Here is a 12,123-nt window from a genome sequence, read left to right on the forward strand (position 1 = left end):
GAAAAACCCGTTCTCTCACGCCCTCTTGAGGGGGGCGCAAGCCGTTTTCAGCCAGTTTTTGGCCTCATCTGGCAGGTGAGGGCCAATCTGGGTCATGATTTGCGCATGGTAGGCATCCAGAATCTGGCAGTCTTCTTCCCCTAAAAGCGCTGTGTCGATCAGGCGGCGGTCAAACGGCGCGAGGGTCAGCGTCTCAAACGCGTAGCCGGGGCGGTTCTCCCCGGCTTTCTCACGCACCAGCACCAGTGTTTCCAAGCGGATGCCGTAGGCGCCCGGCTCGTAATAACCGGGTTCGTTGGAGAGAATCATGCCCTCCTGCAGCGTGATGGGGGAGGGATTTTTGGAAATCCGTGCCGGACCTTCATGCACGGAGAGGAAGCTGCCCACGCCGTGGCCGGTGCCGTGGTCATAATCCAGACCGGCCTGCCACAGGTCATACCGCGCCAGTGCATCCAGCGCGTGGCCGGTGGTGCCTGCGGGGAAGCGGGCGCGGCCAAGGCGCAGATTGCCGCGCAGCACACGGGTAAAGGTTTCCATCAGGCGGGCAGGTGGGGCGTCCGGGCCAGTCCAGACTGTGCGGGTGACGTCCGTCGTGCCTTCCGGATACTGGCCGCCGCTATCAATCAGATAGACTTCATTCGCGTTCAGGGCGCGGTCACTCTCGGGCGTCACACGGTAATGGATGACGGCCCCGTTCGGCCCTGCGCCGGAAATGGCGGGAAAGGATTCGCCCCGGTAATCCGCGCCTTCTGCCCGGAAGGCATCCAGCTTGTTAGCGGCCTGAAGTTCCGTAGTGCCGCGGGCCTCTTCCGTATCCAGCCAGTGCAGGAAGCGGCACAGAGCGACGCCGTCTTTCAGATGCGCCTTGCGGGTACCGGCCTGTTCCGTCGCATTTTTTCGGGCTTTGGGCAGCACACACGGGTCCGGGCTTTCCTGCACGGTAACTCCGTGGCGTGTCAGTGTTTCTGCAAACCAGACGGCATTGCTGGCGGGGTCAACGCCCACGGTCTTGCCGCTGAGGGTGGCCAGAACGCTTTCCAGAGCCTCAGGCTCGTGCACGCGCACATCTGCGCCCAGCCATTCGTGCACATCTGCCGGGAGCTTGCTGGCCTGAAGGAACAGATCCACCGAGGCATCGGCGTGCAGCACCGCGAAGGCCAGAACAACCGGGGTGCAGGGGATGTCTGTGCCGCGGATATTCAGCAGCCACGCGATAGAGGCCGAATCGCTCAGCACAGCGGCGGCCTGTCCGGCTTCTGCCAGAGCCTTGCCAAGACGGGTGCGTTTGTCCTGAGAGGACTCGCCTGCATAAACCAGCGGATGGATGGTAGCGGGGGCTGCGGGGAAGGCCGGACGATCCGTCCACAGCGTATCGGTCAGATTGCCGTTGGTGGAAACCAGTGTGATGCCGGAAAGTGTTGTGAAGGGCCGCAGTTCCGCGCTGCTCATAATGCGGGCGTCATACCCGATGCGGGCATTCTTCGGGGCTTTCTGCGCCAGCCATGCGGGGGGCGGGGTCTGATAGATATGCTGGCGTTCCCAGCAGGAGCCATCCACCTGCTGGTCCATCTGGGTGATGTAGCGGCCATCCGAGAACACGGCGGCGGAGTCTGCCAGCACTAAAGCCATGCCAGCGCTGCCGCTAAAGCCTGTCAGCCATTCCAGACGTTCCGCGCAGGCGGGCGTGTATTCCCCGAGAAATTCGTCGCTGTGGGGGATAATCAGGCCATCAAGCTCATTCTGTTTCAGGAGGGTGCGCAGAGCGGCGAGGCGGGAGGCGGAAGCGGACGGCATGACAGACCTCAAAATGATGTCTCAAAAGAACGGACGAAATAAAAAAGCCTGCATGGGAGGGCCATGCAGGCGCGTTTTTCAGGCCTTGGGGCCGTAAGGGCGACGCAGGACCAGCGTGGCCCAGTCACCCTCTGTAAAGGTGTGTTCCAGCACCAGCCCAAGCCTGCGATGCGCAGCCAGCACCATGCGGATCTGGGTGCGGAGCAGGCCTGCCAGAATGACCGTGCCGCCGGGGGCCAGATTATGGGCCAGATCCTTGGCCATCAGGCACAGCGGGCGGGCGAGAATATTGGCGAACACCAGATCATACGGGGCGTTATGGCGGATTTCCGGGGTTTTCCAGCCATTGCCCAGACGGCAGGTGAGCGCGCGGCCCAGCCCGTTGCGTTCCGCATTCTGTGCCGCGACACGGACGGACCAGGGCTCGATATCAACGGCCAGAACCTTTTTGCGCAGCAGGGCCGCCGCTGCCATGGCCAGAATGCCGGACCCGCAGCCGAGATCCAGAATTTTGCGGGGCTTGCGGTAGGCAATGCGCTCCAGTGCCCGCAGGCAGCCACGGGTGGAACCATGCTCGCCAGAGCCAAAGGCCACACCGGCATCCAGCGTCAGGGCAATACGCGTCGGGTGCTTTACGTCTGGCAGATGGGTGCCACGGATGACAAAACGCTGCCCGACATCCTGCTCAGGGAAGGATTCATAGGTGCGGGCCAGCCAGCCTTCGGCCTCTGTGGCGTCGCGTTCCAGCGGGGCGTCCACACCGCTGGTCAGTTGGGCCAGCATGAGGGCGACTGTCAGTTCATCTTCCCGATGTCCGGCGTCTTTCACGCCTTCCACGCGCCAGAGCGTGCCTTCCGGGTTGGCTTCAAAAATACCAACCGTGGTGCAGACGCTGCCGATGGCGTTTTCATAAGCTTCGACAGCAGGTTCCGGAACGGTGACCGCAACCGTTTCCAGAGCGGTGGCGTGACGACGGGGAGCAACGGCCATTAAAGTTTCTCTAAAAAGGAGGAGAGGAGATGTTTGATGCCGACGCCTTCAAACGCGACATCAACATGGTGGTGATCGGCTGAGACAATAATGCCTTCCCCAAAGCGCGGGTGGCGAACATGCTCGCCCAGCTGGAAGGTGGGCGTATTCCCCGCCAGCGGGTCGCGCCGTCTGCGGGCGATGAGCGGTGCGCCACCTGCAAAAACGGAGTCTGTGGCGCGCAGGCCGCGAAGGTTGGCGTCACGTTCACCATGCCGGATAACATGCTCATCCGGCAGTTCATCCAGAAAGCGGCTGGGCATGGAATCCTGCCAGTTGGCGTAAATCCGCCGCCGGGCTGCATGAAAGATCATGGCGTGCTTACGGGCGCGGGTAATGCCCACATAGGCAAGGCGGCGTTCTTCCTCCAGCCCGGAGTTCCCGCCTTCATCCAGCGTGCGCTGGGAGGGGAAAACGCCTTCTTCCCAGCCCGGCAGGAAGACGACATCAAACTCCAGCCCCTTGGCCCCGTGCAGGGTCATGAGGGAGATGCGGGCTTCTCCTGCATTTTCGTCATGCTCCATGACGAGTGCGACATGTTCCAGAAACTCGCCCAGCGTGCCGAAGTCGGCCAGGGCGCGGACCAGTTCCTTCAGGTTTTCCAGCCGCCCGGGGGCTTCGGGCGAGTTATCGGCCTGCCACATGGCCAGATAGCCGCTTTCTTCCAGCAGATGCTCCACGGCCACCACATGGCCTTCACGCGCCAGAATGTCGCGCGTGGTGTCCAGTGCAGTCATCAGGGCGCCGACCTGATCGCCCACTTTCCCTTTCAGAATTTTTTCGGCCAGCAGGATCTGGGTGGCGGCGGTCAGCGGGACCTGATGGCTACGGGCTGCGGCGTGCAGCTTTTGTACCCCCGCAGGCCCCATGCCGCGTTTGGGGGTGTTGAGAATGCGCTCAAACGCCAGATCATCCGAGGGCTGGTTGAGCACGCGCATATAGGCCAGCGCATCGCGGATTTCGGCACGTTCATAGAACCGCACGCCGCCGACAATCCGGTAAGGCACGCCGCTTTGCACCAGCTTTTCTTCAAACGCGCGGGTCTGGAACCCGGCGCGGACGAGGATGGCCATTTCTCCCAGAGAATGCCCCTCACTCTGCATTTTCTCGACCATGCCGCAGACATCACGGGCTTCATGGTCGGAATCGCCAACGCCGACCACCAGCACTTTCTCGCCGTCAGAATCTTCGCGGCCAGAGCGCAGGGTTTTGCCCAGTCGTTCGTCATTGTGGGCAATCAGACCGGCAGCGGCCCCCAGAATATGGCGGGTGGAGCGGTAGTTGCGTTCCAGCCGGACAAGCTGTGCGCCGGGGAAATCCTTTTCAAACCGCAGAATGTTGCCCACCTGCGCACCGCGCCAGGAATAGATCGACTGATCATCATCCCCCACGCAGCAGATATTGGACGGTTCACCGGGACGAAGCGCCAGCAGGCGCAGCCAGAGATACTGGACTGTATTGGTGTCCTGATACTCATCCACCAGAATGTAGCGGAACAGGCGATGATACTGCGCGAGCACATCCGGCCGGGTGCGCAGGATTTCCGTGACATGGAGCATCAGGTCCCCAAAGTCACAGGCGTTCAGCTGGATCAGTCGTTCCTGATAGGCTTTGTAGATGGCGCGGCAATGGCCGTCAGCAAAGTCATTATCTTCCGCATCTGTCACGCGTTCCGGCGTCAGCCCACGATCTTTCCAGCGCTGGATAACGCCCAGAATACCGGGGGCGGGCCAGCGTTTGGTATCAATCTGCCAGGGTACAATAATTTGCTTGAGCAGGCGGAGCTGGTCGTCCGTATCCAGAATGGTGAAGCTGCTGGTCAGGCCCACATAGTCGGCATGGCGGCGCAGCATCCGGGCGCACAGGGCATGAAAGGTGCCCAGCCATAACCCTTCCGCCGGGCTGCCAAGCAGGAGAGAGACACGCTCCCGCATCTCCTTGGCGGCCTTGTTGGTGAAGGTGACAGCCAGAATCTGCCAGGGCTTGGCACGGTCTGTCAGCAGAATATGGGCAAAGCGGGTGGTCAGCACCCGTGTTTTGCCAGTGCCGGCTCCTGCCAGAACCAGCAGAGGGCCGTCCGTGGTTTCAATCGCGGCGCGTTGTTCGGGGTTCAGACGCGCGAGATAGGACTCGCCTTGGTCCGAGGATGATGAAAAAAGCGCGGAGGAAGGGTTTTCGGACATATTCACTTTACCCTTATATCGTCTTGAAAGCCTGAGGCCAATCGGAGCAGTGGCATGGTGTCCTCCGAAAATGGAGAAAAACAGAGCAGTTTTGGACGAAGGGAGGGGAGTGCCCCTTTTTCTTCCACAGGCCCGGCAGGGCACCGGCAGCGCATGCGCGCGCGGGTTTTAAGCGCGGGGGCTGCGTCTCTGGCGGATTATGAGCTGTTGGAAATGCTGCTTTTTCCGGGTGTGCCCCGGCGGGACACCAAGCCGTTGGCCAAGGCGTTGATCAACCAGTTCGGATCTTTGGCGGATGTGCTGGAAGCTGCGCCAGAAGCCCTGAAAGAAGCGGGAGCAACGCGTGGGAACGTGGCGTTGCTGGGACTGGTGCCGCTGGCGGCGGACCGGCTGGGCGCACCGGATGAGCCTGTGCGCGTTGACCTTGGGAGTTGGGACAAGCTGCTGGCGTATTGCGCAACGCATCTGGTGACGGCTGTGGCGGGGGCGCTCCATGTTTTGTTTCTGGATAGCCGCAATCAATTGCTGGCGGATGAAGTTGTGGAGACGCAGGAAAGGGCGACGCCGGGAGAAGAAGGCGTTCCCATTCCTGTGCCGCAGGTGGTCTCCGCCGTTATGCAGAGGGCACTGGCGCTGCACGCCTGTTCTCTGATTACGGTCAGGCTGGCGGCAGACGATGTGCAGCCGGACCGCCAGCTTTTGCATGATGGGCCACTGGTGCAGGCGCTTTTGCAGGCCGCCCCTTTGCTGGCGGTGACCATGCATGACCATGTGGTGCTGAAAGGGCGCCGCTGGCGCAGTTTTCGGCATCTGGAGCAGCAGGCATGGTGACGCGACTGCCAAAAGGCAAAGGCAGGCGCTCTAAATCGGAACTGGCGGATATTGCAGGGTTCAAGCTTCAGGCCGACGCGGTGCAAACCGGGCCGCCTCTGCCAGATTTGCCATTTTTGTCAGAATTGGCCGAAGCAAGGACTTTAGTTAAGGTTCCTGATGACCATAAGGTTCTGACTCAGCTGATTACGCTTATTACGCCCCGGCATCCTGCGCCGGACATGTGGGCGACGTCTCTGCTGAATCAGTTCGGGTCTCTGGCCGCTCTCCTGTCCGCTCCCGATCAGGTCATGCTGGGGATTTCCGGCCAGACCCCGGCGTTCCGGGTAACGTTGCGGCTGGTTCAGGAGGCGGCTGTGCGGTTGCATAAAGCGCGGTTGAAACGAGTGGGTGTTCTGGCGGACAGGGCGCAGCTCAAAGCCTATCTTAGCGCCATGCTGGCGCATGAGCGGGTAGAACAGGTGCGGGTGCTCTTTCTGGATAAGGGGCACCGTCTGCTTGCCGATGAAATGCTGGGGCGCGGCACTGTGGACCACACGCCCATTTACCCCAGAGAAGTAATGCGGCGCGCGCTGGAGCTTCAGGCCAGTATTCTGGTGGTGGTGCATAACCATCCCAGTGGAGACCCGTCTCCTTCGCAGGATGATATCTTCATGACCCAGCGGATTGCGCAGGCGGCCACGTTGCTGGGCATCACGGTCTGGGACCATGTGATTGTTGGCAGTGGTCGCCTGTTAAGCCTGAAAGAAGAAGGGGTCTTTTAGGCCTTTAGGCGTCGTCGTTCCCGGCGTCCGGCTTTTCCGCCAGCGGGCCAAGGGCATCCCGAATGCCCAGTGCGCCGGGCAGACTGCCATAGGGGAACAGGATGTTTACGTGGCCCATCTTGCGGCCCACGCGCGCTTCGGCTTTGCCATAAAGATGCGGGATATGTCCCGGCGTGGCGAGAATGTCAGGCCACAACGCCATATCATCCGGCCCGACGAGATTTTTCATCACAGCATCAGAATGGCGCAGCGTGGGAGGTAAAGGCAGGCCCGCGACGGCGCGGATATGCATATCGAACTGGTCCGCCGGGCAGGCGTCCATGGTCCAGTGGCCGGAATTATGCGGGCGCGGCGCGATTTCATTCACCAGCAGATTGCCGGTGCTGTCGATAAACATTTCCACGCCCAGAATACCGATAAGATCCAGTTTTTCTGCAATAACGACCGCCAGAGCCTGAGCGCGCTGTGCGGTTTCTTCCGGCACGGGGGCGGGGGCCAGTGTGAGGTCCAGAATACCATCCCGATGGTAATTGAGGCCGGGCGCAAAGCAGCGTGTTGTGCCGTCTGTGCCACGCACGACCATCACACTGATTTCACAGGCAAAATCCACCATCCCTTCCGCGACCAGCGGGTGGGGAGCGAGAGAGGCAAAGGCCTCTTCCAGTTGGGAGGCCTCATAAACGCGGGCCTGCCCCTTGCCGTCATACCCGTTGCGCGTGGTTTTCAGGATGAACGGGAAACCGAGCTTTTCCGCCGCAGCGTGCAGAGTGGGGTGATCGGTAACGGCCATCCAGGGGGCGAGGGGAATCTCCGCCTCTGAGAGAAAAATCTTTTCTGCCAGTCTGTCCTGACTGATGCGCAGGATCGCGCCGGAGGGGCGCACAGGACAGTGCTGAGCCAGACAATCCAGCGCGTCGGCACTGATATTTTCAAACTCAAAGGTGACGACATCCACGGCGCGGGCAAAGGCTTCCAGCGCCTTGTGATCATCATATGCGCCAAGCGTGACCTGATGGGCGACCTGTGCCGCCGGGCCATTGGCGTCCTGCGTGAGAATATGCGCGCGAAAGCCGAGCTTAGCGGCCGCGACAGCGGACATGCGGCCCAGCTGGCCGCCGCCCACAATGCCGATGACAGAATTGGGAGCAAGTGCGGGCGAAGAAGACCGGGAAGAAGAAGCTGACATTATTCGTTTTCAGAAATCGGAGCGTTAGCGACGGAGGCTGTTTGCAGGGCGCGCCATGCGTCCAGCTTTGCGGCGAGCTCCGGGTCTTGCAGGGCCAGAATGGAGGTTGCCAGAAGGGCGGCATTTTTGGCTCCGGAGGCTCCAATAGCGAGTGTGCCGACGGGCACACCACCGGGCATCTGAACGATGGAGAGCAGGCTGTCCATGCCTTTCAGGGCGCGGGATTCCACTGGCACCCCCAGCACGGGCAGGCGGGTCCATGCCGCACACATACCGGGCAGATGGGCTGCCCCGCCAGCACCGGCAATAATAACAGAGAGGCCACGATCCGCTGCGGTTTTGGCATACTCAGCAAGCCGGTCCGGCGTGCGGTGGGCCGAGACAATCAGCGTTTCATGGGCAATGCCCATGTCTGTCAGAATGGCATCTGCATGGCGCATGGTCTCCCAGTCCGACTGGCTACCCATGATAATGCCAACCTTAGGAGCAAGGTCGGCGTTCTGAGATGGGGCGGTGGGCAGGGGGGCAGTTTCGCTCACGATAAGGCACGATCCGGTTGGTGGGGAAATGGTCACGCAATATCGTCGGGGATCAGTTCGCTTTCAAGCCGTGTTATCCGGTCCCGGAGTAGTAATTTGCGTTTTTTCAGCCTTTGGAGCTGCAACTGGTCGGTCAGGATCGTCCCATCGGTCAGGCGACTGATGATGGTATCAAGATCACGATGTTCACTGCGGAGTTCATGGAGCTGGCCGAGGAGTGAATCGCGGTCTTTCAGCATTTTAGTCCCTCTCCTGCATGGCATGAGGACTCTGTGTGAACGGGATTTTTCAGAGTCTGCCAGAGTTTTCAGCGCCTAGTTTTGCGCAAGCATGCAGCGGAGACCAGCAGCAAAAGAAGAAAAAGTAGATATGCATTTTGCGCATACCTAAAATGCCTGAAATGTGAAAAAAACATGAAAAAACACGCAAAGACTGCGTTACCGTGAGGTGTCATCAACCGAATGGAGGCAGTCAATGTCCTACCAGTCCAGGATTGAGAGTCTTAAATCCCGCCACTCACGGATCGATAAACAGATCTCATCAGAAGGCGGCCGACCCAGACCGGATGAGCGTGTTTTGATGTGTCTCAAATTGCAGAAGCTGCGGCTCAAGGAAGAAATTGAGCGCCTGTCTGCGTGATGACAGCCCTTGGTCCCTCTGTATCCCGGCGATTGTGCGGGCAGATTGGACTAAAGCGTTTCTCTTAAGCAGAGAAATTATCTGAAAACTGCCAGAAACTGGCTGGAAAAGGCACTGGCGGGCGTAAAGCCCAGCCAGTGCCGCGGAGAAATTACTCTCCGCTCCCTTCGTGATCCACCATATCCATCGGCGGCGGCTGCGGAATTTCGTGCCCTTCGCGCTCAAGGCGCGTGGTGGCGGCATTCACAGCAGCATTCAGGTCCATCTGGCTGCACAGGCCAATGGTCACCGGGTCACGCGGTTTGATGTTGGGCGTGTTCCAGTGCTGCTTGTCACGCACTTTGGCAATGGTGTCCTTGGTGGTGCCCAGCAGTTTGACAATCTGCAGATCATTCAGCTGCGGGAAGTTACGCAGCAGGAAGGCAATACCATCCGGACGGTCATGGCGTTTGGCCACAGGCGTATAGCGTGCACCCTTGGAGCGGCGTTTGACCGGGTTGTTGGTAGCCAGAATTTTCAGCCGTGCATCAGGGTTTGCTTCGCAACGGTGAATTTCTTCCAGTTTGAGCTGGTGGTTGGCAACGGGGTCATACCCGACAATTCCCTGAGCAACCTCACCATCGGCAATAGCCTGCACTTCCAGCGGGTGCATGCCGCAGAACTCAGCAATCTGAGTAAAGCTCAGGGCGGTTTTTTCAATCAGCCACACTGCGGTGGCCTTGGGCATCAGCGGTAAGGTCGTCATTGCTTCCATCCTGTCGTCGGGCGGCGCTTGCGCAGGCACCGGAGAAACTGACGGTCCGGAAACCAATCCGAAGGCCCGCGGGCCTGCCGGCGCGCATCTGTGGCGACGATATGGGGGGAGCGTCCCTCACAGGTCAAGCGACAAATGCGCTCTGACAAAAAAGGAGGAACCTGAGTTCCTCCTTTTCCACACGCTTTGAGTGGTGTGCGCTTATGCTGCGGCGGCAGTGGGCTGAGGGTTTGCCTGTGCCTGCGGGGTGGTCTGGGCTGGCGCAGGGGCCTCGGTTTTCGTCACCAGTTCGGTCTGGTTACCCGACTGCACGGGAATACGGCGCGGCTTGAGGGCTTCAGGCACAATCTGGCGTACAGAAATACGTAACAGGCCGTTATTCATATCGGCACCGGTGACCTCCACATGGTCCGCCAGTGCAAAGCGACGCTCAAAAGCCCGGCGGGCAATGCCGCGATGCAGAATCTCGCCTTCATTCTGCGGGTCACTCACACGACCGGAGACAATCAGCGTGTTGTCCTGCACAACCAGTTCAATGTCGTCCGGGCCAAAGCCAGCGACTGCCATAGTCAGGGCGTAGCTGTCATTCCCGGTCTTGGCGATGTCATACGGGGGGTAGCTCGGGGTGGCAGCACTACGGGACGCGGTGTCCATCACCTGTGCCAGACGGTCAAAGCCAATGGCGGTGCGGAAAAGCGGTGCAAAATCGTAACTCATGGTTAAAAAACCTCCTCGTTCAGCAAGGTCTTGCCGTGCAACAGCCCCCAGTGTCTGGCGGGCTTGCTACGGCAGGTAACAATCAGAGAAGAACCCCGTCTTCGGGCATTCTTCCTGAAACTAAACGTGGAAAACCCCGCCTCCTGATTCAAGAGGCGGGGTTCCCGATTTTTTAACTGATCTGATAAAGGGGAGGCTGATCAGGCCTTGGAGCGCGTACCGATACCAGCAAAGCGCTTGTTGAACTTCGCAACCTGGCCCCCGGTGTCCATCATGCGCTGCACGCCGGTCCATGCCGGGTGAGACTTCGTGTCCACGTCCAGACGGAGCGTGTCACCAGCTTTACCTGCGCAGGAGCGGGTTTTGTATTCGGTGCCATCGGTCATGATGACGGTGATTTCGTGGTAGTCAGGGTGAATGCCGGATTTCATGTGTTGCGTCTTTCTGTTCAAAAGGCTGTCCCGATACCGACCGGGCTATGCGTGCGAGTGCGTATAGCCGTCTGTGCAGGGGGGATCAATAACTCATGCGGCCTTCCTGATTGGTTTTTACCGGGTAAGGGGCGGAAAAATGTGTCGGTGTTGCCGTAAAAGCCACGTCCGGAGAGGAAAGTCGGCGAATCGGGGTGGTTTAGACTTGTTAAAAAGGGTTCATACTGGATACAGACAGCAGGATATTCTGCCTTCAAAAGGATAAAGTGGCTTATGGCTGACATTAAATCTCATGTGCACACCCCGGGTTGGGTGGGCGAATTCCGCGCCTTTATTATGCGTGGCAATGTTATCGATCTGGCCGTTGGTGTCATCATCGGTGCGGCGTTCACCGCCATTGTGAACAGCCTGGTGAAAGACATTTTCAACCCGGTGCTGGGTCTGGTGATTGGTGGGATTGATTTCTCCAACCTCTTCATCACGCTGAAAGGCCCGCATCTGGCAACGCTGGCGGACGCACAGAAAGCGGGCGCGGTTACGCTGAATGTCGGCCTGTTCCTGAATGCTGTCATTCAGTTCCTGATCATGGCTCTGGTCATCTTCTGGTTTGTTAAAGTGCTGAGCCGCCTGCATGGGCAGGAAGCCGCTAAACCGGCGGCACCCCCGGCACCGACCAAAACGGAAGTTCTGCTTGAGCAGATCCGTGACGAACTGGCAGCCCGCAAGGTCTGAGGCTCATTCGTCTGATCTGAGGCGTCCTGCGGGGCGCTGAGGAGATTTACCGGAAAGACAGATATGGAGTAGGTTCGTCGCATGACGCGCTCCGTATCTGGATTTCCGGTTTTTTTTTGCCTGATGGCTGGCCTTGCAGGCCTTACGGTGCTGGCAGGCTGCCAGTCTTCCGCTGGTCGGGTGGCGATAAATCCCACACCCCGCACATTGATATATAGCTACGTGATTGCCAGCGGCATGGCCCGTGGGCAGGTGATGTCCGGCCTCGTCTCACCAGAACGCCTTGTGCAGATTGTGAATGCGGACCGGGCTGCGCTGGCTGCCATTCTCAACGCAGAATACAGCCCATCCGGCGCGGGCATCAAAAATGCCGGGCAGGCGATGGAGAATTTTCTGGCAGTGATTGAGCCGGCTGATCCCACGCCACCCTCTGTGGTGCGGCGTTAAGGGCGCGGATTTTTAAAGAATATGGGCAGGGGGGATGCCTGGCGCCCCTTATAAAAAAAGCGTTCCGACCGAAAGGA

At 59.6% G+C, this 12,123-nt stretch carries 14 protein-coding genes; 5 read left to right on the forward strand and 9 right to left on the reverse strand.

Annotated elements, in window-relative coordinates; translation table 11 throughout:
• Nucleotides 1-15: 15 nt before the first annotated feature.
• From AD928_RS13290 to AD928_RS13300, 3 genes are all read right to left on the reverse strand, one after another.
• On the reverse strand, nucleotides 16-1,794 hold the full coding sequence (locus AD928_RS13290; protein WP_062251038.1) for an aminopeptidase P family protein: 1,779 nt from the start codon (nucleotides 1,792-1,794) through the stop codon (nucleotides 16-18).
• Between the two features lie 78 nt (nucleotides 1,795-1,872).
• Nucleotides 1,873-2,784 carry a 50S ribosomal protein L11 methyltransferase gene (locus AD928_RS13295; protein WP_062251039.1) on the reverse strand — a complete coding sequence of 304 codons (912 nt, stop codon included), beginning with the start codon at nucleotides 2,782-2,784 and terminating at the stop codon, nucleotides 1,873-1,875.
• Nucleotides 2,784-5,006 carry an ATP-dependent helicase gene (locus AD928_RS13300; protein WP_062251040.1) on the reverse strand — a complete coding sequence of 741 codons (2,223 nt, stop codon included), beginning with the start codon at nucleotides 5,004-5,006 and terminating at the stop codon, nucleotides 2,784-2,786. Before AD928_RS13300 ends, AD928_RS13295 begins: the two co-directional genes overlap by 1 nt.
• Nucleotides 5,007-5,159: 153 nt before the next feature.
• Here AD928_RS13300 and AD928_RS13305 point away from each other — a divergent pair, with 153 nt between their 5' ends.
• Both AD928_RS13305 and AD928_RS13310 read left to right on the forward strand, forming a co-directional pair.
• Nucleotides 5,160-5,837 (forward strand): JAB domain-containing protein, encoded by a 678-nt coding sequence (locus AD928_RS13305; RefSeq protein ID WP_167347374.1) that lies wholly within the window; start codon nucleotides 5,160-5,162, stop codon nucleotides 5,835-5,837.
• A complete protein-coding gene (locus AD928_RS13310; protein WP_062251042.1) occupies nucleotides 5,831-6,601 on the forward strand; it encodes a JAB domain-containing protein in 771 nt (256 codons plus the stop codon). The genes AD928_RS13305 and AD928_RS13310 overlap by 7 nt, the downstream gene beginning before the upstream one ends.
• 4 nt (nucleotides 6,602-6,605) lie before the next feature.
• Here the strand turns inward: AD928_RS13310 and AD928_RS13315 are convergent, their stop codons facing one another.
• The 3 genes from AD928_RS13315 to AD928_RS13325 are packed head-to-tail and all read right to left on the reverse strand — an operon-like array spanning nucleotide 6,606 to nucleotide 8,565.
• Nucleotides 6,606-7,787 carry a 5-(carboxyamino)imidazole ribonucleotide synthase gene (locus AD928_RS13315; RefSeq protein WP_062251043.1) on the reverse strand — a complete coding sequence of 394 codons (1,182 nt, stop codon included), beginning with the start codon at nucleotides 7,785-7,787 and terminating at the stop codon, nucleotides 6,606-6,608.
• Complete coding sequence (purE, locus tag AD928_RS13320; protein WP_082779899.1) at nucleotides 7,787-8,326, reverse strand: 5-(carboxyamino)imidazole ribonucleotide mutase; 540 nt, start codon at nucleotides 8,324-8,326, stop codon at nucleotides 7,787-7,789. The genes AD928_RS13315 and purE overlap by 1 nt, the downstream gene beginning before the upstream one ends.
• 32 nt (nucleotides 8,327-8,358) lie before the next feature.
• Nucleotides 8,359-8,565, reverse strand: coding sequence for a DUF465 domain-containing protein (locus AD928_RS13325; RefSeq protein ID WP_043552417.1), 207 nt, complete (start codon nucleotides 8,563-8,565; stop codon nucleotides 8,359-8,361).
• A 235-nt stretch (nucleotides 8,566-8,800) separates the two neighbouring features.
• Here AD928_RS13325 and AD928_RS14515 point away from each other — a divergent pair, with 235 nt between their 5' ends.
• The gene (locus AD928_RS14515) at nucleotides 8,801-8,965 is read left to right on the forward strand and encodes a YdcH family protein (protein WP_082779900.1); all 165 of its coding nucleotides are present in this window, start codon (nucleotides 8,801-8,803) and stop codon (nucleotides 8,963-8,965) included.
• Nucleotides 8,966-9,116: 151 nt separating this feature from the next.
• Here the strand turns inward: AD928_RS14515 and AD928_RS13330 are convergent, their stop codons facing one another.
• From AD928_RS13330 to rpmE, 3 genes are all read right to left on the reverse strand, one after another.
• A complete protein-coding gene (locus AD928_RS13330) occupies nucleotides 9,117-9,710 on the reverse strand; it encodes a DUF1013 domain-containing protein (protein WP_043552418.1) in 594 nt (197 codons plus the stop codon).
• 210 nt (nucleotides 9,711-9,920) lie between these two features.
• Nucleotides 9,921-10,436, reverse strand: a complete 516-nt coding sequence (locus AD928_RS13335; RefSeq protein ID WP_082779901.1) for an Hsp20 family protein — start codon at nucleotides 10,434-10,436, stop codon at nucleotides 9,921-9,923.
• A gap of 200 nt (nucleotides 10,437-10,636) precedes the next feature.
• Nucleotides 10,637-10,867, reverse strand: a complete 231-nt coding sequence (gene rpmE / locus AD928_RS13340) for a 50S ribosomal protein L31 (RefSeq protein ID WP_043552419.1) — start codon at nucleotides 10,865-10,867, stop codon at nucleotides 10,637-10,639.
• Between the two features lie 273 nt (nucleotides 10,868-11,140).
• Between rpmE and mscL the strand changes: the two genes are divergently transcribed.
• Together mscL and AD928_RS13350 are read left to right on the forward strand one after the other, a co-directional pair.
• Nucleotides 11,141-11,599 (forward strand): large conductance mechanosensitive channel protein MscL, encoded by a 459-nt coding sequence (gene mscL / locus AD928_RS13345; RefSeq protein WP_062140014.1) that lies wholly within the window; start codon nucleotides 11,141-11,143, stop codon nucleotides 11,597-11,599.
• A gap of 123 nt (nucleotides 11,600-11,722) precedes the next feature.
• Nucleotides 11,723-12,046, forward strand: coding sequence for a hypothetical protein (locus tag AD928_RS13350; protein WP_156470207.1), 324 nt, complete (start codon nucleotides 11,723-11,725; stop codon nucleotides 12,044-12,046).
• Nucleotides 12,047-12,123: the final 77 nt, after the last annotated feature.

This window comes from Acetobacter cerevisiae (genome assembly GCF_001580535.1).
Lineage (GTDB): Bacteria > Pseudomonadota > Alphaproteobacteria > Acetobacterales > Acetobacteraceae > Acetobacter > Acetobacter cerevisiae.